The sequence below is a fragment of the Streptomyces sp. NPDC029836 genome (genome assembly GCF_055574495.1).
In genome coordinates, this window is record NZ_JBVHZI010000001.1 from 1,028,055 (window position 1) to 1,047,363 (window position 19,309).

The following is a 19,309-nucleotide window of genomic DNA, read 5'->3' on the forward strand; positions in this document are numbered from 1 at the left end:
TAGCCCGGTGAAGAAGTTCTCAGTGATCGGCATCGGCGCGGGCGACCCGGACCACCTGACCCTCCAGGCGGTCCGGGCGATCGGCGCGGCGGACGCGTTCCTCATCCTGGAGAAGGGGGAGGAGAAGTCGGACCTGACGGGGCTGCGGCGCGCGATGCTCGACGCGCACGCCCGTCCGGGGCACCGGCTCGTCGAGGGTCGCGACCCGGACCGCGACCGGACCCCCTCCGACTACACCCCGACCGTGGACGGCTGGCGCAGCGCGCGGGCCGCGATCTTCGAGCGGTTCATCGCCGAGGATCTGGCGGAGGGCGAGACGGGGGCCTTCCTCGTGTGGGGCGACCCCTCGCTCTACGACTCCACCCTCGCGATCCTCGACGAGGTGCTGGAGCACGGCCGGGTGGCGTTCGAGCACGAGGTGGTGCCCGGCATCAGCAGCGTGTCGGCGCTGCTGGCCCGGCACCGGACGAACCTGAACCGGGTCGGGCGCCCGGTGCAGATCACCACGGGCCGGCGGCTCGCGGAGGGCTGGCCGCAGGACGTGGACGACGTGGTGGTGATGCTGGACGCGCGGCACGCGTTCACCGCCCACCTCGACCAGGACCTGTTCATCTACTGGGGTGCCTACGTGGGCACCCCGGACGAGATCCTGGTCTCGGGGAAGCTGGCCGACGTGGCCGGGCGGATCGAGGAGCTGCGGACCGAGGCCCGTGCCCGCAAGGGCTGGATCATGGACACCTACCTGCTCAGGCGCCCCTGAGGTAGCCGGGCAGGGCCCGGGCGAGGCGCTCGTACTCCTCGGCGCGGTTGTAGATCTGGCCGCAGACGCGCAGCCCCCCGCCGCCCGGGCGGGGCCAGACCAGGACCCGCGTACGGAGCTTCGCGGCGAGTTCCTCGCGCATCGCCCGGGCGTCGTCCTGGGTCTCGGCGGTGCCGGGGGGCAGCAGCAGCGAGCGCAGCGGCAGGCCCTCGGTCCACGGGAGCGGGGTGAGCCCGGGGACCTCGGCGAGGAGCGCGGCCCCGTAGCCGGCCAGGGCGTGGTTGTGGGCCCGGACGCGGGCCGCGCCGAGGCGTTCCAGCAGGTCGAGGCCCTCGGGGGCGGCGAGCCAGCCGGTGTAGTCGGCGGTGGCCCGGTACTCGACGGACAGCGGGAAGCCCCGGTGGTCCTCCCATGACGGGGTGAGGGAGCGTACCCGGGCCCGGTGGGCCGGAGCGACGGCGAGAATCGCGCTGCCCGAGGGCGCGTACCCCCACTTGTGCAGGTTCCCGAACCAGAAGTCGGCGCCGGCGGCGATCGGCCGGGCCAGCATGCCCGGGGTGTGTGCGCCGTCGACGACGGTGGTGACGCCGCGGGCGGCGAGGTCGGCGAGCAGCCGGGGGCCGGCGATCAGGCGGGCGGTGGGCGAGCTGACGTGGTCGAGCAGGGCGACCTTCGTACGGGGCGTCAGGGCGGCCAGTACGGTCTCGCGGACGGCGTCCTCGTCGGGCAGGAACGGGTCCAGGGTCACGGTGGTGACGGGGGCCCGGCGGGCGGCGGCCGCGACGACGGTGCCGTAGCCGTGGTCGGTGACCAGGATCTCGTCGCCGTCGGCGAGCGGGATCGCGTCGAGGGCGAGGTTGGCGCCCTCGGTGGCGTTGGAGATGAAGGCGATGCCGGCCGGGTCCGCCCCCAGGTGCACGGCGATCCGGGCCCGGGCCGCGTCCAGCCGGTCGGGGACGGAGGCGAAGAACGCGTCGGGGTCGGCGTGCGCCTCGGCGCGCAGGGCCTGCTGGGCGTCCAGGACGGGGATCGGGACCGCGCCGTACGAGCCGTGGTTGAGGTGGGCGACGGCGGGGTCCAGCCGGAAGAGGGCCGGACCGTCGGGGAAGGCGGGCGGGGCGGACGGCTCGGTCACGGTTACCTCCGGTCGGGTGCGGCGCGCGAGGCGTGCGCGGCATCCGGATCATGCAGGGCATCCGCCCGCCGGCGAAAGGCCAATACCGGCAAGGTGGCCTGCGCCGCCCCCGGCCGGGGGTGGTTGTCCCGGGCGGGGTGGGGGTGTGGGCCGGGGGCGGGCCGCCCGGCCGCACTCCCCGGCTACGTCACCGGCCGCTGGTCGCCGCGTAGTACTGGAGGTCCTGGACGTCCACCTTGTGCTCGACCGGGTAGGGCAGATCGACCTCCGTCACGGCCCGGCCGCCGCGGGTGACCTCCGCCGAGCTGATGCCCGGCTTCAGCGGCAGCAGCTCCGCGTGGACGCCGGCCGGGGCCCGGTGCTCGTCGCGGACGGAGCCGACGCTGGTGCGGACCGTCGCCGGCTCCTTGAGGAAGCTGAGCACCTCCACCGTGTCCCGGGGGGTGGCGCTGCCCTTGCGCAGGTTCATCACGAGGGACTGGTCACCGGTCGGGTCGGCGGAGGCGAACTGGATGCGGGAGGTCATGTACAGGGTGTCGCGGACCACGTGGGGCCAACTGCCCGTCTTGAACCGGGTCAGGTAGTAGGAGGTCAGGTCCAGGTAGGTGTGGCCGTTGTGCAGGGACGGGGCGAACTGGCTGCCCTCGGAGTAGTCGTTCCAGGTGGTGAGCTGCACCCAGTCGGCGCCGTCGTCGATGGCGCGGGTCCAGGTGGAGCGCAGGGTCGCCGTGTTGCCGGCCTCGTCGTAGATGCCCTGGTTGGGGCGGGCGTCCTGCACCGACACGGGCTGCATCCAGATCTTGCCCAAGCCGTGGGCCCGGTCGACGTCCCGGGTGGAGCTCTCCTGGCCGACGTACGAGCGGCTGCCCCACTCGGAGAAGCCGTAGCTGATCGGGGCGAACTCGCCGTTGTGCGCGCCGAAGTCGAGGAAGAGCGGGACGAAGGCGGTCCGGATGCCGTGCTCGGTGCGGAGGGTGTCGATGACCCGGGTCCACCAACCCACGTCCTTGGCCTCCGCCTTGAACGGGGAGACGACGAGCCGGCCGTCGCCGAGGCGGTGCGCGGCGGGGGACTTGCCGAGGGCGGCGACGGCGTCGGCGAGCACAGCGGGGTCGTCGGTCTTCAGCGAGGTCATGTCCGGCATCAGCATGATCTTGAAGGCGGGGTCCACCGAACGGGCTGCCTCCATCAGGAGGTTGGACCGCTCCCAGTTCTTTCCGCTGAGGGAGAGCATGTCGAGGGTGAACCCGTCGATGCCGGCGTCCCGGGCGGTGCGCACCTCCTGCCGGAGGTTCACCAGCTCCCAGTTGCCGTCCTTGGGTTGGACGGGGAGCGGGCGGTCGCGCAACAGGCCGCCGTAGCGCTCGTGCTTGCCGCTCTCGCCGTCCGGGTTCAGGTAGTTGCGGGTGTAGTAGTCGACGTCGGCGCTCGCGTTGTCCAGGGAGAGCGGGTACGGGGTGAAGTAGTGGGCGAACACCAGCTTGCGGCCGGCGGCTCCGGTGCGCAGGGCGGCGGGCTGCGGCAGGTCGAAGGGGAGGGCGCCGGGGGGGCGCGCCGCTCCGGCGCCGGCCTGTCCCGCGGCGCTGCCGGGCGGTGTGCCCGCCCCGTCGCTGCCGTCGCCGCCGGCGCCGTCGCTCAGGGGCGCGCTCGGTTCGGGCTCGGGCGCGGCGGAGGTCCCGGGGGCGGCCGGGCCGCCGGGGCCGGTGGACCGGGGCACGTTGATGTCGGGCGCCGCATTGCGCTCGGTGGCGCCCGCCGCGAAGGGGTCCCAGGCGATGCCGGTGGCGGCGCAGACACCGACCAGGAAGAAGGCGGACAGCAGGAGGGCCAGCAGGGCCTTGAGGCCCCGCCGACCGTGGCGCCGCCGGTGTCCCAAGGGTCTCGCCCGCCCGTCCGTGCGCCGGTCCGCTCGCCGGTCCGCTCTCATGGTGGGCCCCTCCCTGGAATATGCCCCGCCGAGGGGGCTGCACAGCAGTAGAGCCGATTCCCGTCGTCCGGACAACCGTTCCCCACGAGCCCGGGCCCGGTACGTACGTCACCGGGACCACAGGAACTACGCCGACCGCTTTGCCGTGGCTCATGCCCGCCCGGCCAGGGTGGCCTTGGCGCGCCGGAGCGGTGGCGTGTGCGCGGGGGCACGCGCACGCATCCGCAACGCTTTGCAGCCCGGTCGCCCGGCCGACCGGGCGGCGGTCCCGCGCGTGGTCGGCCGGGTGGTCCGGACCTTCCGGACGCGCTGTCCGCACGGCGTCGGTAGGGCCGCCGGCGCGCGTCTACGGACCCTCCACCATCCGGCCGACCGGCGGCACGTACGGCGGGACGGAGGGCGGCGCGGCGATCGGGGCGGCCGGGGCCGGAGGGCGGGGCCCCGACCCCCACCTCGGGGGGGAGTCGTCCGCACGGCCCCCGCAGACCTCGGCACGCCCGCACACACCTTCGACGGAATGCGCAATTCCCCTGGTGATGCAAGGGAATTGGCGCATAATCGTCGACATGCGGCTCGAAGCATCCCTGTTGCCGCGCCTGGTCACGCATGCAATGGGGGGCATCGTGCCGATGGGGGAATCCAGGGCGTCCGGCGCGGCCGGACCAGCCGGAACACTGCTGACCACGTCCGCCGAGCTGTCCGTCCTGCTCACCGCCGTGCGACGGGGCCGGGTCCTCACCGTGACTGGCCGGTTCCGCGAACCGCGGAGCCTGCTGGTCCGGGACATCGCCCGCAGGCTCGCCTCGAACTTCTGTGACGGATCCGCCGTCATCGCCGTCCGCCGCGACGGGAGCGTCCGCGAACTGGTGGACGCCCTGGGCTGCCTGCCCGGCATGCCCTTCCTCCCCTGCGGCACGGCGAACGCCGCCTCGTGGCTCGCGGAGCGCGACATGCTCCTCGTCCTGGACGACTGCGACCGACTGGCCCCGCGGACGCTGGAGTGGCTGCGGGCCCTCCTCATCGTCGCGCCCGGGCTGCGCGTACTGGCCGCCGGACGCAGCCCGCTCGCCGTCGGCCAGGGCCGGGTGCACCGGCTCTGACGGGCCGGCCACGTTCAGCCGGGCGGCCTGCCCGCCGGCTGTGTCGGGGGCGTGCGGTGGAGGCGTCGCATCCGGCGCCCGGCCGACCCTCGGCGCGTCCGCGCCACACGCGCGGTACACCCGTGTCACACACGCGGTACACCCGTGCCACGCGGCCGCCACAGCACTGCCACGGCACTGACATGCCGGGTCCATTGAGTGCGGCGGTTTCGGCTCCTAGGGTCTGACCTGCGGGTTTCGGGGCGGCTGCGGCCTGCCCCGAGCCCGGTACGTACGTACGTCACCCTGCCCCGCACGTACAGGAGACCCTCGTGAGCGAGCACCCCAGCACGCCCCGCGCCGGCGCGGTCGCACGGCGCGGCTTCATCGCCGGCGCGGCTGCCGTCGCCGCCTCGGCAGCGGCCCCGGTCGGCCTCGCGCAGGCCGCCCCGGTCGCTTCCGGGACGTCCGCCGCCCGGCCGAACATCCTGCTGATCGTCACCGACGACCATCCCAAGCACACCGAGTGGGCGCTCCCGAACACCATCGCCTGGCTCGGCGGGCAGGGCGTCACCTTCACCCACGGCCACTCGGCGACCCCGCTGTGCGCGCCGTCGCGCTCGTCCGTGTTCTCCGGCAAGCACGCCCACCACCACGGCGTCCGCAACAACGCGGCCTCGCACGGTCTGGACCAGTCCACCACCGTGCAGCGCCACCTGAAACAGGCGGGATACCGCACGGGATTGTTCGGCAAGTACCTCAACTCCTGGGCGCTGGCGGACAACCCGCCGCACTTCGAGGAGTGGGCCCTGCTGCAGCCCGGCTACAACGACGCGCGCTGGAACGTCGACGGCGCCGTGCGACAGATCGACGGCTACACCACCAACATCGTCCGCGACAAGACCCTCGACTTCATCGACAAGGCCGCCACCGACAACCGCCCGTGGTTCGCGTACGTGACCCCCTACGCCTCCCACGCGCCGAACGTCCCGGCGCCCAAGTACGCGCAGACGCCGGTACCCACGTGGAACGGTCGCCCCTCCGTCCCGGAGGCGGACCGCTCCGACAAACCGCCGTACATCCGCGACGCCACCGGCACCCTCGACGACGCGAGGGAGCTGCGCACGCGTCAGCTGCGCAGCCTGCTGTCCGTGGACGACGCCGTGCGGGCGATCCGTGACCGGCTGGCGGCGACCGGGCAGTTGGCGAACACGCTCGTCATCTTCACCGGGGACAACGGCTACACCTGGGCCGATCACGGCTGGCTGAAGAAGTCCGTGCCCTACTCCCCCGCCCACGAGGTGCCGTTCTACCTGTCGTGGCCGGCCGGGGGCCTGGACTCCGGGACCACCGACGGCCGGATCGTCGCCAACATCGACATCGCGCCGACGATCCTGGACGCCGCGGGGATCGCGCGGCCGGCCGACCAGGACGGCCAGTCCCTGCTCGGTACCGCCTCCCGCGACCACCTGCTGGTCCAGTGGTGGAAGCAGGGCGCGGGCGGGACCGGGCCCAAGACCTGGGCGTCGTACGTGGCGAAGGACAAGCAGTACACCGAGTACTACGACCTGCACACCGACTCCACCGGCGCGGTGTCCGGCACCGGCCAGGTCACCTTCCGCGAGTACTACGACCTGGCCGCCGACCCCCACCAGCTGCGGAACCTGCTCCACCAGGCCACCCCGCAGCAGGAACAGGCCCTCGGGATACCGGCGTTGGCGGCCCGGCTGGCCGCCGACCGCGCGAGCTGAGGGCGGGCCGGGCGTCACCGGTGTCCGGACGCCGGTGACGCCGGTGACGCCGGTGACGCCGGTGACGCCGGTGACGCCGGTGACGCCGGTGACGCCGGTGACGCCGGTGCGAGCGCCGCCCGGGCCCCGCTGATTCCCGTACGCCCCACCCAGGAGAGACCGGACCCATGCCGCCGAAGCCCTGCTGCACCCCCGCCCGGGAAGCCGCCGTCACCGTCCCGGCGCCGGTACCGCCCCCGCCCCGGCCGCGCGCGGATCCGGCGGCCGGACGGGCCGCGCGCGGTCTCCTCGACCTCCCGGGCGGCCGCTTCCTGATGGGGACCGAGGACCCGGACGGGTTCCCGGCGGACGGCGAGGGGCCCGTCCGGGAGGCGGTGGTCGGGGCGTTCCGCATCGCCCCGACCACCGTCACCAACGCGCAGTTCGCCGCGTTCGTGCAGGCCACCGGGCACGTCACCGAGGCCGAGTCGTTCGGCTTCAGCTTCGTCTTCGCGGGCTTCCTCGCCGCCGAACTCGCCTCGGCGTCCCCGGCGGTGGCGGGAACCCCCTGGTGGCGAGCGGTGGCCGGAGCCGACTGGCGCCGCCCGGAAGGGCCCGGCACGTCGTTCGCCGCGCGGCAGGACCACCCCGTGACCCACGTGTCCTGGAACGACGCGCAGGCGTACTGCGCCTGGTCCGGTACCCGGCTGCCCACCGAGACCGAGTGGGAGTACGCGGCACGCGGCGGTCTGGAGCGGCGGCGCTATCCGTGGGGCGACGAACTCCGCCCGGACGGCCGGTACATGTGCAACATCTGGAACGGCGACTTCCCCCGACACAACACCCGGGCGGACGGCTGGGCGGGCACCGCGCCGGCCAAGTCCTTCCGGCCCAACGGCTACGGGCTCTACAACACGGTCGGCAACGTGTGGGAGTGGTGCGCCGACCGGTTCGCCCCGGCCGGCCCCGAGCGGTCGATGCGCGGCGGTTCCCACATGTGCCACGACTCGTACTGCAACCGCTACCGCGTCGCGGCCCGCACCCGCAACACCCCCGACAGTTCCTCGGGCAACATCGGCTTCCGGGTGGCGGCCGCCCCGACGGCCTAAGCCGCAGGTAGGGGGTGCCTTGATACCTCGGACCGATTGACGCCTACCAGGGGTCGAACGCCATGATCGTGGGGTCGGCTCGACCATGGACGGGGGCGGTTGCGCATGTGGGGGAAATGGATCGGTTGCAGGGTGCCGGTGGCGTCGCGGGAGCGGTTCGGGTCCGGTCAGCGTGCCTGGGCGGCGATCGGTGACGCCGAGGGCCTGGTGGGGCAGGTGGGCGGCTGGGACGGGGAGAGAGGGCACGCCAGGATCATGGGACTGTGGAGCGGATCCGAGTCCTACGGCCGCTTCATGCGTGAGCGCCACGACGAGGTGTTCGCCCTGACCGGCCAGGAGGGCTCCTTCACCGCGGTGGAAACCGCCGCTGGTGAGAGCGTCCTCGACCTGGCCGGCGAGACGGCGGACCTGCCCGGGGCCTTGGCGGGCGCGGAGCTGCTCCGGGTCGCGGATTGCCGAGTGCTGCCGGGTCGAGCGGAGCACTTCCTCGCCGTACAACGCCGCGTGTGGGGGCCCGGTATGGCGGCGGCGGGCGGCATGCGGGCGGGGGTGGTCATCCGGCTCGCCCCGGACCGCTACCTGGTCACCACCCTCTGGTCGAGCCGTGCCGCTCACGACCGGTACCGCACGGAGCACTTCCCGGCCCTCCACGCCCGTGCCGGGCTCCCGGAGGACCTTCGCTCGACGACCGGTCATCTCATACCCCTGGAGCGGGTGGTCCGTCGTGGCCGACGTGTCAGCCGGCGCGGGCACGGGCTGATGTGCCGGGGGCCCGGCAGGTGGGGCGGGCGCCCGGCCTGTGCCGGGGGCCCCGGCAGGTGAGGCGGGCGCCCGGCCCGGGGCGCGGGCGCACCGACGCGCTCGCCCGGAGGCCGCGTTGCCGCGTTGCCGGGGTGCGGGGGTGCGGGGGTGCGGGGGTGCGGGGTCAGCGTTGCCAGGGTGCGGGCTGCCATTCCTCAGCGGGCAGTCCGAGGATCACCTCGTCGACGAAGGCACCGCTCACCCAGGCGGAGCGGCGTAGCGTCCCCTCCAGGGCGAAACCGGCGCGTCGGGCGGCGCCGATCATCGCCGCGTTGTCGGCGAGGGTGTCCACCTGGAGCCGGTGCAGACCGCGCACGGTGAACCCGTACTGGCAGAGCAACTGCACGACCTCTGCGCCGAAGCCCCGGCCGCGGCTGCCCGGGCGCAGCGAGATGCCGAGGTGGGCGCCGCGGTTGTGGGTGTCGATGCCCCACAGAAGGGCCTCGCCCGCCAGTTCCCCGGACGCCAGGTCGACTGCGGAGAACACCACCGCGTCGTCGGCGGGCGCGGCCGGTTCGTACGGGGAGTGCCCGCCGCCGGCGCTCAGTGGACGCCAGGGTCGGGAGTCGGCGCGCGAGCGGGTGGCGACGTCCTCGTACAGCTCGGAGTGGAGCACGGGTACGTCTTCGGGGAGCCGGGCGCGCAGCCCGGTCAGCTTTCCTCGGATCACCCGGCCTTCCTAGCCGTAGCGCCCGCCCGCCCACAACCGGGTTTCCGCGGAGGTACGCGGGTACGGGCCCGCCCCGGCCGGGCGTGCTGCCGGCCGGGGCGGACCCGTCTGCGGTGGTCCCGGGGTGAGCCGGGGTCCTGGCTCAGCCCAGGATCGCGAGCGCCTGCTTCAGGGTCTCGGACGGCCGCATGATCGCGGCGGCCTTGGCCGCGTCGGGCTGGAAGTACCCGCCGATGTCGGCCGGGGAGCCCTGGACGGCGATGAGCTCGTCGACGATGGTCCGCTCCTGCTCGGCCAGCGTCTTGGCGAGGGCGCCGAACGCGGCGGCCAGCTCGGCGTCGTCGGTCTGCTTGGCCAGCTCCTGCGCCCAGTACAGGGCGAGGTAGAAGTGGCTGCCGCGGTTGTCGATGCCGCCCAGCTTGCGGCTCGGCGACTTGTCCTCGTTGAGGAACGTGCCGGTGGCGCGGTCCAGGGTGTCGGCCAGCACCTGGGCGCGGGCGTTGCCGGTGGTGGTCGCGAGGTGCTCGAAGGAGACGGCCAGCGCGAGGAACTCACCCAGGGAGTCCCAGCGCAGGTAGTTCTCCTTGACGAGCTGCTGGACGTGCTTCGGCGCGGAGCCGCCGGCGCCGGTCTCGAAGAGGCCGCCGCCGTTCATCAGCGGGACGACCGACAGCATCTTGGCGCTGGTGCCCAGCTCCAGGATCGGGAAGAGGTCGGTCAGGTAGTCGCGCAGCACGTTGCCGGTGACGGAGATGGTGTCCTCGCCGCGGCGGATGCGCTCCAGGGAGTACGCGGTGGCCTCGACCGGGGAGAGGATCTCGATGGTGAGACCGTCGGTGTCGTGGTCGGCGAGGTACGTCTTGACCTTGGTGATCAGCTGCGCGTCGTGCGCGCGGCCCTCGTCCAGCCAGAACACGGCCGGGACGCCGGTGGCGCGGGCGCGGGTGACGGCGAGCTTGACCCAGTCCTGGATCGGCGCGTCCTTGGTCTGGCAGGCGCGGAAGATGTCGCCCTTGGCGACCTCCTGCTCCAGGACCGTGTTGCCGGCGGCGTCGACGAGACGGACGGTGCCCGCGGCGGCGAGCTCGAAGGTCTTGTCGTGGCTGCCGTACTCCTCGGCCTTCTGGGCCATGAGGCCGACGTTCGGCACCGAACCCATCGTGGACGGGTCGTAGGCGCCGTGGGCGCGGCAGTCGTCGACGACGGCCTGGTAGACACCGGCGTAGCTGCTGTCCGGGAGGACCGCGAGGGTGTCGGCCTCGGCGCCGTCGGGGCCCCACATGTGGCCGGAGGTGCGGATCATCGCCGGCATCGAGGCGTCGACGATGACGTCGGACGGGACGTGCAGGTTGGTGATGCCCTTGTCGGAGTCGACCATGGCGAGGGCCGGGCCCTCGGCGATCTCGGCGTCGATCGAGGCCTTGATCGCGTCACCGTCGGGCAGCGCGGCCAGGCCGTTGAGGACGGCGCCGAGGCCGTCGTTCGGGGAGAGGCCGGCGGCGGCGAGGGTCTCGCCGTAGCGCGCGAAGGTCTTCGGGAGGAAGGCGCGGACCACGTGACCGAAGATGATCGGGTCGGAGACCTTCATCATCGTGGCCTTGAGGTGCACGGAGAACAGGACGTCCTCGGCCTTGGCCCGCTCGATCTGGTCGTTGAGGAAGGTGCGCAGGGCGTCGACGTGCAGGACGGAGGCGTCCACGACCTCACCGGCGAGGACCGGTACGGACTCGCGCAGCACGGTGGTGGTGCCGTCGGCGGCGACGTGCTCGATGCGCAGGGTGCCGTTCTCGGCGATCACGGTGGACTTCTCGGTGGAGCGGAAGTCGTTCTCGCCCATCGTGGCGACGTTCGTCTTCGACTCGGAGGTCCAGGCGCCCATGCGGTGCGGGTGCGCCTTGGCGTAGTTCTTCACCGAGGCGGGGGCGCGGCGGTCGGAGTTGCCCTCGCGCAGGACCGGGTTGACGGCGCTGCCCTTGACCTTGTCGTAGCGGGCGCGGATCTCGCGCTCCTCGTCGGTCTTCGGGTCGTCCGGGTAGGCCGGGAGGGCGTAGCCCTGGGCCTGGAGCTCGGCGACCGCGGCCTTCAGCTGCGGGATCGAGGCCGAGATGTTGGGAAGCTTGATGATGTTGGCTTCGGGGGTCTTCGCCAGTTCGCCGAGCTCGGCGAGGGCGTCGGCGATCCGCTGGCTCTCCTCGAGGTGCTCGGGGAAGCTGGCGATGATCCGACCGGCCAGGGAGATGTCACGGGTCTCGACATTCACACCGGCCGTCGACGCGTACGCCTGGATCACAGGCAGGAACGAATACGTCGCGAGGGCCGGGGCCTCGTCAGTGTGCGTGTAGATGATGGTCGAGTCAGTCACCGGATGCTCCGCTCCACAGTCTGCGTCTCTCGTCTGCAACATTGCTCGACATCAAGATATCTCGTGATCGGGTCGACCTGGACAGCCCCCTGCCCCAAGTCGGACGAGACGCGTGTCACCTTCGGACGAACGACGAAGGTGCCGCCGTCGACCGTGTCCGGTCGGCGGCGGCGGCGGGAGGGTCGGAAGGGAATACGGCCAGGGTGTAGATCCAGGTGATGACCGGGTAGCTCCCCACCGCGAAGTCGATGACCGTCAGGACGATCACGACGGGGATGGTGCACAGGACGAACATCCAGTATTCCTGGCGGCGCGATCGGCCGTTGAAGTCCGCGTAGCGCTTGATGACGTCGACGTAGTAGTTCACGAGTTCCCCCTAAGGACGGCATCGACGGCCCGGCCCACCGGAAGGGGTCGGGCCGGATTCATGCCTTCGACCCGCCGCGCCCAAGCCATTTTCGGGGGCCAACAACGGGCCACCACCCCGAATCCTGAAGGGAGTTGGGACGTCGGCCGACGGCCGGGGCCGTTGATGCGGGGGTGACCGCGGTGCCGGTCAGCCGATGTGGAAGGGGTCCCCGTAAACCTTCCAGTCGAGCGGGGTGTTGAGGTTCAGGTTGCCCTTCTTCAGGAAGACCCGCTGGGCGGTGTCGACGCGGCTGGTGTCGCTGTGCGCCTCCTCCTGCTTCATGGCCCAGACGCGGGCGTCGAGGAAGGCGTTGAGCCAGGTCGTCTCGTTGCCGCCCTGGGCCGGGGGCTTGGCCTTGGCCAGGGCGCGCTTGCGGATGTTGCGGAAGCTGGTGGAGTCGGTCCCGTCGCCGTGCATGACGATGGCGTCGTAGTAGATGAACTGGCCGAGGGTGCCCACGCCGTCCGTCTTGCCCTGTTTGACGGACGGGTTGAAGTAGACCCGGTCCCGCTCGTGGTCCTGGGCCTTCTTGAACTCGGCGTCCTGGGCCGCCTTGGCCCAGTCCCCGGTGAAGTTCGGGTCGAGGCCCGCGTGCGAGTCGCTGCCGTCGACGGCGCGCAGGGCCGGCAGGTACCTGGCGAGCACGTTGCCCGGCTTGACCTGCGTGTAGTACTCGACGAGGTCGAGCATGTCGCCGGTGCCGGAACAGAAGCCGATGATCCCGGCGGTGTAGCCGCGGCCGTCGCCTATGTCCTCGATGTACTTGTACTGCGCCTTCCAGTCCAGCGAGGAGTTCTCCGCGCTGGAGACGATCCGCATGGCGATGTCCTTCTTCGCCGGGTCGTCCAGCCCCGTGGGGGCGGCCGCGACGGTCGCCGCGGGAGCGGGCGCCGAGGCCGGGGCCGCCGTGGCGTGCGCCGTGAGCGGGGCGGCGAGCAGGGCCGCGCCGAGCAGGGCGCCGATCGTCATCGTCTTGCGGTGAGGGGTGAACACAAGGCCTCCGTAAGGTGGTTGAGGCTTCCCGATTCCGTTAGGAAACTTTCCTACCAGACATCGCGGGGCGGGAACACCCCTCGCGAGGCATCCGCGGAAGAAACCAATCCGCACGCGCCCCGGCTCCGAAGTCCTCCATGACCGCCGCCGTCACCCACCCGGAGGACCCGCCATGACCCGTACGCGACCGCGCCCCGCACGGCACGGGCGGAGGCGACGCGCGTGAGGCAGTCGATCCCCTTCGGCGCCCCGCAGGAACGGTCCGCCCCCGAGCTCCCGGCCCTGATGGAGCTCGTCGCGCGCGGTGACCAGGACGCCTTCGCCTCGCTGTACGACGTGATCGCGGGCCCGGTGCACGGCATCGTCGTCAAGGTGCTGCGGGACCGGGCGCAGTCCGAGGAGGTCGCCCAGGAGGTGTTGATCGAGGTCTGGCGGCAGGCCCCGCGCTACCGCCCGGACAAGGGCGGCGTCATGACCTGGGTGCTGACCATCGCGCACCGCCGCGCCGTGGACCGGGTGCGTTCCGCGCAGGCCGCGACCGCCCGCGAACAGGACACCGCCTCGCGCGAGCACGCCCGCCCGTACGACGAGGTGAGCGAGCAGGTGGAGACCCGCCTCGAGAGCGAGCAGGTACGTCGCTGCGTGCGCGGGCTGACCGACCTCCAGCGCCAGGCCGTCAACCTCGCCTACTACGGCGGCCTGACCTACCGCGAGGTCGCCGAAACGCTGAACACCCCGCTGCCCACGGTCAAGACGCGGCTGCGCGACGGACTGATCCGGCTGCGCGACTGCATGGGGGTCACGGCATGAGCCGCGCCGGCACCGACACCGACCAACTCCACGCGCTCTCCGGGGCCTACGCCCTGAACGCGCTCGACCCCGGCGAACGGGACGCCTTCGAACGGCACTTGGAGCGCTGCGCCCTGTGCAGCCAGGACGTACGGGAGTTCTCCGCGACGGCGGCCCGGCTCGGTTCCGCCGTCGCCCTGCCAGCCCCGCCCGGGATGCGGCGCACGGTCCTCGCCCGGATCGACGGGGTGCGCCAGCAACCCCCGCCGCGACGGGGCATCGTGGCGCTGCGGCGCCGGGCCCTGCCGCTGGCCCTCGCGGCCTGCCTGACGGGGGCGCTGGCCCTCGGTGGGGCGGCGCTGCGCGAACACGAACAGGCGCAGCGGACGGCGATCGCCCTCCAGGACCTGACGGCGGTGCTCTCCGCCCCGGACGCCCGTACGGTCACCACCCGGCCGGGCTCCGGCGCGACGGGCAAGGTGGTGGTGTCCGCGTCGCGCGACCGGGCGGCCTTCGTCAGTTCCGGGCTGCCCGCCGCTCCGGCGGGTCGGACGTACCAGCTGTGGTTCGCCGACGGGTCGGCGATGCGGCCGGCCGGGCTGGTCCGCGCCGACGGCGCGACCGTACTGACGGGCTCCGTGGGGCAGGCGACGGCGGTCGGTCTGACCCTGGAGCCGTCGGGCGGCTCGCGGCAGCCGACCGGCGAGCCGCTGATGCTCCTGGCCCTGGGTGGCTGAACCGTACGAGGCCGGGGGGCCGGCCCGGGACAGCGACCCGTGGCCGGCCCCCGGGTCGGGCGGCTCCGGGTCGGGCGGGGTCCGTCAGAGCCAGCCGTTGCGCCGGAAACCGCGGTGGATGACGAAGCAGGCGACCGCCATGACGCCGAGGACGAGCGGGTAGCCGTAGGTCCAGCGCAGCTCGGGCATGTGGTCGAAGTTCATGCCGTAGACCCCGCAGACCATGGTGGGGACGGCGACGATCGCCGCCCACGCGGTGATCTTGCGCATGTCCTCGTTCTGGGCGACCGTCACCTGGGCGAGGTGTGCCTGGAGGATGGAGTCCAGGAGGCCGTCGTAGGCGCCGATCTGTTCGGTGGCGCGCGTCAGGTGGTCGGCCACGTCGCGGAAGTACGCGCGGATATCCGGCGGGATGACCGGTATCGGCTGCGTGGCCAGCTGTTCGAGCGGCCGGCCCAACGGGGCCACCGCGCGGCGCAGTTCGAGGAGTTCGCGCTTGAGCTGGTAGATCCGGCCCGCGTCGCCCCGGCCGCCGTGCTCGCTGAACACGGCCGTCTCCACGGCGTCCATGTCGCTCTGCACGGCGTCCGTCACGGCCACGTAGTCGTCGACGACGTGGTCCGCCATGGCGTGCAGGACCGCCGCCGGCCCCTTCGCCAATTGAACGGGCTCGGCTTCGAGCGCCTCGCGGACGGGGCCGAGGGTGCCGCGGCCGCCGTGCCGGATGGTGATGACGAAGTCCGCTCCGACGAAGGCCATCATCTCGCCGGTCTCGACGACCTCACTGGTCGCGGTCAGCTCCTCGTGCTCGACGTAGCGGACCGTCTTGAAGACGGCGAAGAGGGTGTCGTCGTAGCGCTCCACCTTGGGCCGCTGGTGTGCGTTGACGGCGTCCTCGACGGCGAGCGGGTGCAGGCCGAAGAGGGAGGCCAGCCCGGCGAGCTCCTCCTGCGAGGGCTCGTGCAGGCCGATCCACACGAAGCCGTCGCCGGCCTTGCGGACCCGCCGCAGGGCTTCCTCCGCCTCCCCGCAGCCGTCCTGACGGATGCCGTCGAGGTAGACCACGCAGTTGACGACGGCGCTGCCGAGCGGGGAGCGGGCGGGGTGACTGAGGTCGACGGCCCGCCGGTAGCCGCGGCGCACGGCCCGGCGCAGGCTGCTGAACATGGACAACGGCGTACTCCCCTTCGGCGGATCAGCGGCCAGTCTGCCACCGTCACGGCCGGCCGCACCGCCGCCCCGCGTCCGGCGCCCCGCTCCGGACGCCCGACTTCGGACACCCCGCTCCGCACGCCCCGCTTCGGAACCGGCTTCCGGTGCGTCCCACCGACCCGTGGGCCCGGCCGTCAGCCGCGGTCCACGAAGACGCTGGTGGACTTCACCCGCGCGGTGGCCCGCGCGCCCACTTCCAGGCCCAGCTCCTCCACCGCCTCGCGGGTGAGGAGGGACACGATCCGGTGCGGCCCGGCCTGGATCTCGACCTGGGCGTCGACGGTACCGAGCAGGACACCGGTGACGATGCCGGGGAAGGAATTGCGCACCGAGGTGGAAACCGCCTCCTCCGCGTCCGTGCCGTCCTGCGCGGCTTCCACGCAGAACGCGGCCAGGTCCGGCCCGTCCACCATGCGCCGGGTTCCCTCACGGCGGGTGGGGAAGCGGTCGGCGTCGGCCCACCGTCGCGCGGTGTCGACGCTGACGCCCAGCAGCCGGGCTGCCTGGCCGATCGTGTAGGACTCCATGCCGGAAGCGTAGGCGGTGTCGCCGGAACGGCTGCGGCGAGCCGGTCGTTCAGGGTCCTGACCGGCCCCGGTGCTGCGGCGGACCGGCCCGAGGCGCGGGCGCTCAGGCGGGCCCGGGCCCGAGTCGGGAGCGGCCGATGGCGACCGTCCGGCGGCCCGGGAGGACGTCCGGCGGCAGCAGGGCTTCCATGGCGGCCTGGGCGACGACCCCCGCGACCGTGGCCAGCGCCGGGGAGTCCAGCTTCCACTGCTGCCAGTACAGCGGGACGTCCAGGGGCGGCGCGGGCTCCAGCGGCACCAGCGCGCCCGTCTCCAGCAGCGGCAGGGCCTGCGGTTCGGGGACCAGGCCCCAGCCGAGGCCGGCGGCGACCGCGTCGCGGAACCCCTCCGAGGTCGGGACCTGGTGCCGGGCGACCGCCGCTCCGGCGACGCCTCCGGTCAGGGCGCGCACGTAGCCGTCCTGGAGCTCGTCGCGCCGGTCGAAGACGATCACCGGCGCCTCCCTCAGGTCCCGCGCCCGAGGTCCCGTCAGGTGGCGGGCGACGAAGTCGGGGCTCGCCACGGGCAGGTAGCGGGCCAGGCCCAGTGCCCGCACGGTGCAGCCCGCGACCGGGTCGGGCGAGGAGGTGACGGCGGCCATCACCTGTCCCTCCCGCAGCAGCGCCGTCGTGTGCCCCTCGTCCTCCCGGTAGAGCTCGAAGCAGACCGGCGGATCCTGCGGCACCCGGGTCAGCGCCGGCAGGAACCAGGTCGCCAGCGAGTCCGCGTTGACGGCGATCGGCAGCCGGACCGGCCCCAGCCCGTCGACCATCCCCATCCCCAGCTCGACGCGGGCGTCCCGTTCCAGCCGGGCCAGCTGCCGGGCGAAACGGATGACCACCTCCCCGGACTCGGTGGGTCGCACGGGCTTCGTCCGCATGAGCAGGACCCGGCCGGTGCGCTGTTCCAGGGCCTTCACGCGCTGGCTGACGGCGGACGGCGTGACGTGCAGGGCCGTGGCCGCCGCGTCGAAAGTGCCCTCGTCGACCACCGCGAGGAGCGTCCGTACCTGTTCGAGGGGAAGTTCGTCCATCACGAACGCTAAGGGTACGTAAAAATCTTTAGCTGTACTGGCGCCACGCCGCTGCCTACCGTCGATCACATGAACCACGGCATCACCACAGCAGCTCTGGCCGGCTTCGGCACCGGCCTCTCCCTCATCGTCGCCATCGGCGCGCAGAACGCCTTCGTCCTGCGCCAAGGCGCGCGCCGACAGGCTGTGTTCCCCGTCGTCGCCATCTGCGCCGTGTCCGACGCCCTCCTGATCACCCTGGGCGTGGCCGGGGTCGGGGCGTTCGTCACCGCCTGGCCGGCCGCCCTGACGGCCGTCGGCATCGCCGGCGGTGCCTTCCTGATCTGCTACGGACTGCTCGCCGCGCGCCGGGTGCTGCGCCCGGACCCGGAGGCGGCCCTGGGCACGGCCGGTGGCGCCACCACCGGGTCGGTCCGCGCGGCCGTGCTGACCTGCCTGGCCATGACCTGGCTCAACCCGCACGTCTACCTGGACACCGTCCTGCTGGTCGGCTCCCTGGCCGCCGAACGCGGCGACCTGCGCTGGGCCTTCGGCACGGGCGCCGTGCTGGCCAGCCTGACCTGGTTCGGGGCGCTCGGCTACGGCGCGCGCCTGCTCAGCCGTACGCTCTCGCGGCCCAAGGCCTGGCGGGTGCTGGACGGACTGGTCGCCGCGACGATGGTCACCATGGGCGGGATGCTGCTCGTCCGGGCCTGACCAGGACCATCGTCCCCGCGGTGGGCGCGGGCCGAGTCGGCGCGGGTCGATGCGCGGATCGTGGCATGCCGCGGGCGGTCGCACGCCACGGATGCGGTAGGTCTGGTGCCGTACCGGTGCGCGGACCCGCCGCGCCCCACGCGACCCAGGAGCCACCGCCGTGCCCGAGCGTCCACCCGAGACCCCGGTCCCCTCCCCGGCGCCCCGGCGCTCACCCGAGTCCGTCCGAGCCTCCTTCTCGACCTTCCCCTCCCCCCTGCTGGCCGCCACCGGCATCGTGCTGGACGGCCTCGGGAGGGTCCTCGTCCTGACCACCTCCCACCGGGACGACCCGGAACTGCCGGGCGGCGCCGTCGCGGACACCGAGACCCCGGAGCAGGGGCTGGCGCGGGCACTGGAGGAGGAACTGGGGCTGACGGCCCCGGTCGGGCGGCTGCTGGCCGTCGATTCCTGTCCGCCGGGCGCGCTGGGCCGCTCCCTCGTGGCGCACGTGCACCTCGTCGGCCCCCTCACCGATTCCGAGGCCGACGGCCTCGCCCTCCCGGACGGCGAGGTCACCGGGGCCGACTGGCTCACCCCCGAGGAGGCAGCCGCCCGGCTCCCCGCCCGGACCGCGCCCCGGCTGCGCGCCGCGCTGGCCGCCCTGTACTCCGGTTCCTTCGCGCACCTCGCCGACGGCGTTCCCCAACCGGGCTCCCCCGCCGGACTCGACCCGGCCGACCGCGCCGCCCTGGAGCACGCGGGCCGCTTCGACGCGGCCGGGCACCGCGCGTCCCGCCCCAAGGCCCTCACCGCGGCGAACGTCCTGTTCACCGACGGCCGGGGCGGCATCGTCCTCGTCCAGCCCGGCTACGGGGCCCCCGGTCGCTGGCTGCTGCCCGGCGGCGGCGTCGACAGCGACCTCGGCGAAACCCCGAGGGAGGCCGCCGCGCGGGAGGTCCGCGAGGAGATCGGCCTGGACCGCGCCCCCGGCCGGCTCCTCGGCGTCAACTGGTCCCACCGCCCCGGCTACCCCGCCCGGATCCGGTTCCTCTACGACGGCGGCGTCCTCGGCCCCGCCGAACTGGCCGCGATCCGGCTGCCGCCGGACGAGCTCGTCAGGTGGCGGACCGCACGGCGCAAGGAGCTGCGCGGCCTGGTCAAGGGCTCCCTGCGCCGCCAGATCAAGGCCTGCCTCGACGCCCTCGCGGAGGACGCCGGGCCGCTGGAACTCCACGACGGCCGGTGCGTGCACCCGCGCTGACGGGCGGTCGGCGCCCCGCCCCGGGGTCGCTCCGCCCCGGGCCGCCGCTTACGATGCC

At 73.4% G+C, this 19,309-nt stretch carries 18 protein-coding genes; 9 read left to right on the forward strand and 9 right to left on the reverse strand.

The features are described from left to right. The first annotated feature begins 7 nt into the window (after positions 1-7). Positions 8-760, forward strand: a complete 753-nt coding sequence (gene cobF / locus ACZ4XJ_RS04740; protein WP_362875740.1) for a precorrin-6A synthase (deacetylating) — start codon at positions 8-10, stop codon at positions 758-760. On the opposite strand, the gene ACZ4XJ_RS04745 is transcribed toward cobF, so the two are convergent. Continuing rightward, complete coding sequence (locus ACZ4XJ_RS04745) at positions 747-1,895, reverse strand: aminotransferase class V-fold PLP-dependent enzyme (protein WP_362875739.1); 1,149 nt, start codon at positions 1,893-1,895, stop codon at positions 747-749. The genes cobF and ACZ4XJ_RS04745 overlap by 14 nt on opposite strands. Before the next feature lie 187 nt (positions 1,896-2,082). Beyond that, positions 2,083-3,771, reverse strand: a complete 1,689-nt coding sequence (locus tag ACZ4XJ_RS04750) for a glycoside hydrolase family 71 protein (RefSeq protein WP_468495313.1) — start codon at positions 3,769-3,771, stop codon at positions 2,083-2,085. Between the two features lie 617 nt (positions 3,772-4,388). Between ACZ4XJ_RS04750 and ACZ4XJ_RS04755 the strand changes: the two genes are divergently transcribed. From ACZ4XJ_RS04755 to ACZ4XJ_RS04770, 4 genes are all read left to right on the forward strand, one after another. Beyond that, on the forward strand, positions 4,389-4,922 hold the full coding sequence (locus ACZ4XJ_RS04755; RefSeq protein WP_362875737.1) for a hypothetical protein: 534 nt from the start codon (positions 4,389-4,391) through the stop codon (positions 4,920-4,922). A 311-nt stretch (positions 4,923-5,233) separates the two neighbouring features. After that, the gene (locus ACZ4XJ_RS04760) at positions 5,234-6,652 is read left to right on the forward strand and encodes a sulfatase family protein (protein ID WP_468495314.1); all 1,419 of its coding nucleotides are present in this window, start codon (positions 5,234-5,236) and stop codon (positions 6,650-6,652) included. 167 nt (positions 6,653-6,819) lie between these two features. Continuing rightward, on the forward strand, positions 6,820-7,740 hold the full coding sequence (locus tag ACZ4XJ_RS04765; protein ID WP_468495315.1) for a formylglycine-generating enzyme family protein: 921 nt from the start codon (positions 6,820-6,822) through the stop codon (positions 7,738-7,740). Between the two features lie 105 nt (positions 7,741-7,845). After that, positions 7,846-8,562, forward strand: a complete 717-nt coding sequence (locus ACZ4XJ_RS04770; protein WP_468495316.1) for a DUF4937 domain-containing protein — start codon at positions 7,846-7,848, stop codon at positions 8,560-8,562. Positions 8,563-8,665: 103 nt separating this feature from the next. Here ACZ4XJ_RS04770 and ACZ4XJ_RS04775 read toward each other — a convergent pair whose 3' ends face one another. The 4 genes from ACZ4XJ_RS04775 to ACZ4XJ_RS04790 all read right to left on the reverse strand — a co-directional run bounded on the left by ACZ4XJ_RS04775 (position 8,666) and on the right by ACZ4XJ_RS04790 (position 12,951). Then, positions 8,666-9,211: a GNAT family N-acetyltransferase gene (locus ACZ4XJ_RS04775; protein ID WP_362875733.1), complete on the reverse strand. Its 546-nt coding sequence runs from the start codon at positions 9,209-9,211 to the stop codon at positions 8,666-8,668. Positions 9,212-9,353: 142 nt separating this feature from the next. Then, a complete protein-coding gene (locus ACZ4XJ_RS04780; protein ID WP_468495317.1) occupies positions 9,354-11,573 on the reverse strand; it encodes an NADP-dependent isocitrate dehydrogenase in 2,220 nt (739 codons plus the stop codon). Positions 11,574-11,688: 115 nt separating this feature from the next. Beyond that, on the reverse strand, positions 11,689-11,940 hold the full coding sequence (locus ACZ4XJ_RS04785; RefSeq protein ID WP_468495318.1) for a DUF805 domain-containing protein: 252 nt from the start codon (positions 11,938-11,940) through the stop codon (positions 11,689-11,691). Positions 11,941-12,129: 189 nt separating this feature from the next. Beyond that, a complete protein-coding gene (locus ACZ4XJ_RS04790) occupies positions 12,130-12,951 on the reverse strand; it encodes a chitosanase (protein ID WP_468495459.1) in 822 nt (273 codons plus the stop codon). A 246-nt stretch (positions 12,952-13,197) separates the two neighbouring features. On the opposite strand from ACZ4XJ_RS04790, the gene ACZ4XJ_RS04795 reads away from it, so the two are divergent. After that, the gene (locus ACZ4XJ_RS04795; RefSeq protein WP_468495319.1) at positions 13,198-13,785 is read left to right on the forward strand and encodes a sigma-70 family RNA polymerase sigma factor; all 588 of its coding nucleotides are present in this window, start codon (positions 13,198-13,200) and stop codon (positions 13,783-13,785) included. Continuing rightward, positions 13,782-14,501 (forward strand): anti-sigma factor, encoded by a 720-nt coding sequence (locus tag ACZ4XJ_RS04800; protein ID WP_468495320.1) that lies wholly within the window; start codon positions 13,782-13,784, stop codon positions 14,499-14,501. The genes ACZ4XJ_RS04795 and ACZ4XJ_RS04800 overlap by 4 nt, the downstream gene beginning before the upstream one ends. An 84-nt stretch (positions 14,502-14,585) precedes the next feature. Here ACZ4XJ_RS04800 and corA read toward each other — a convergent pair whose 3' ends face one another. From corA to ACZ4XJ_RS04815, 3 genes are all read right to left on the reverse strand, one after another. Then, positions 14,586-15,668 carry a magnesium/cobalt transporter CorA gene (corA, locus tag ACZ4XJ_RS04805; RefSeq protein WP_362875729.1) on the reverse strand — a complete coding sequence of 361 codons (1,083 nt, stop codon included), beginning with the start codon at positions 15,666-15,668 and terminating at the stop codon, positions 14,586-14,588. 179 nt (positions 15,669-15,847) lie between these two features. Continuing rightward, positions 15,848-16,240 carry a TOBE domain-containing protein gene (locus ACZ4XJ_RS04810; RefSeq protein WP_468495321.1) on the reverse strand — a complete coding sequence of 131 codons (393 nt, stop codon included), beginning with the start codon at positions 16,238-16,240 and terminating at the stop codon, positions 15,848-15,850. 103 nt (positions 16,241-16,343) lie between these two features. Next, the gene (locus ACZ4XJ_RS04815; RefSeq protein WP_362875839.1) at positions 16,344-17,312 is read right to left on the reverse strand and encodes a LysR family transcriptional regulator ArgP; all 969 of its coding nucleotides are present in this window, start codon (positions 17,310-17,312) and stop codon (positions 16,344-16,346) included. A gap of 69 nt (positions 17,313-17,381) precedes the next feature. Between ACZ4XJ_RS04815 and ACZ4XJ_RS04820 the strand changes: the two genes are divergently transcribed. Next, positions 17,382-18,008 (forward strand): LysE/ArgO family amino acid transporter, encoded by a 627-nt coding sequence (locus tag ACZ4XJ_RS04820; RefSeq protein ID WP_362875727.1) that lies wholly within the window; start codon positions 17,382-17,384, stop codon positions 18,006-18,008. A gap of 160 nt (positions 18,009-18,168) precedes the next feature. Further along, a complete protein-coding gene (locus ACZ4XJ_RS04825; RefSeq protein WP_468495322.1) occupies positions 18,169-19,251 on the forward strand; it encodes an NUDIX domain-containing protein in 1,083 nt (360 codons plus the stop codon). Positions 19,252-19,309: the final 58 nt, after the last annotated feature.

What these genes read in the sequence shown, in the direction of transcription:
- ACZ4XJ_RS04755 (WP_362875737.1), top strand. Translation starts at nt 4,389, where the DNA reads ATGCGGCTCGAAGCATCCCTGTTGCCGCGCCTGGTCACGCATGCAATG.
- ACZ4XJ_RS04810 (WP_468495321.1), bottom strand. Translation starts at nt 16,240, where the DNA reads ATGGAGTCCTACACGATCGGCCAGGCAGCCCGGCTGCTGGGCGTCAGC.
- corA (WP_362875729.1), bottom strand. Translation starts at nt 15,668, where the DNA reads ATGTTCAGCAGCCTGCGCCGGGCCGTGCGCCGCGGCTACCGGCGGGCC.
- ACZ4XJ_RS04800 (WP_468495320.1), top strand. Translation starts at nt 13,782, where the DNA reads ATGAGCCGCGCCGGCACCGACACCGACCAACTCCACGCGCTCTCCGGG.
- ACZ4XJ_RS04820 (WP_362875727.1), top strand. Translation starts at nt 17,382, where the DNA reads ATGAACCACGGCATCACCACAGCAGCTCTGGCCGGCTTCGGCACCGGC.
- ACZ4XJ_RS04765 (WP_468495315.1), top strand. Translation starts at nt 6,820, where the DNA reads ATGCCGCCGAAGCCCTGCTGCACCCCCGCCCGGGAAGCCGCCGTCACC.
- ACZ4XJ_RS04790 (WP_468495459.1), bottom strand. Translation starts at nt 12,951, where the DNA reads ATGACGATCGGCGCCCTGCTCGGCGCGGCCCTGCTCGCCGCCCCGCTC.
- ACZ4XJ_RS04815 (WP_362875839.1), bottom strand. Translation starts at nt 17,312, where the DNA reads ATGGACGAACTTCCCCTCGAACAGGTACGGACGCTCCTCGCGGTGGTC.
- ACZ4XJ_RS04770 (WP_468495316.1), top strand. Translation starts at nt 7,846, where the DNA reads ATGTGGGGGAAATGGATCGGTTGCAGGGTGCCGGTGGCGTCGCGGGAG.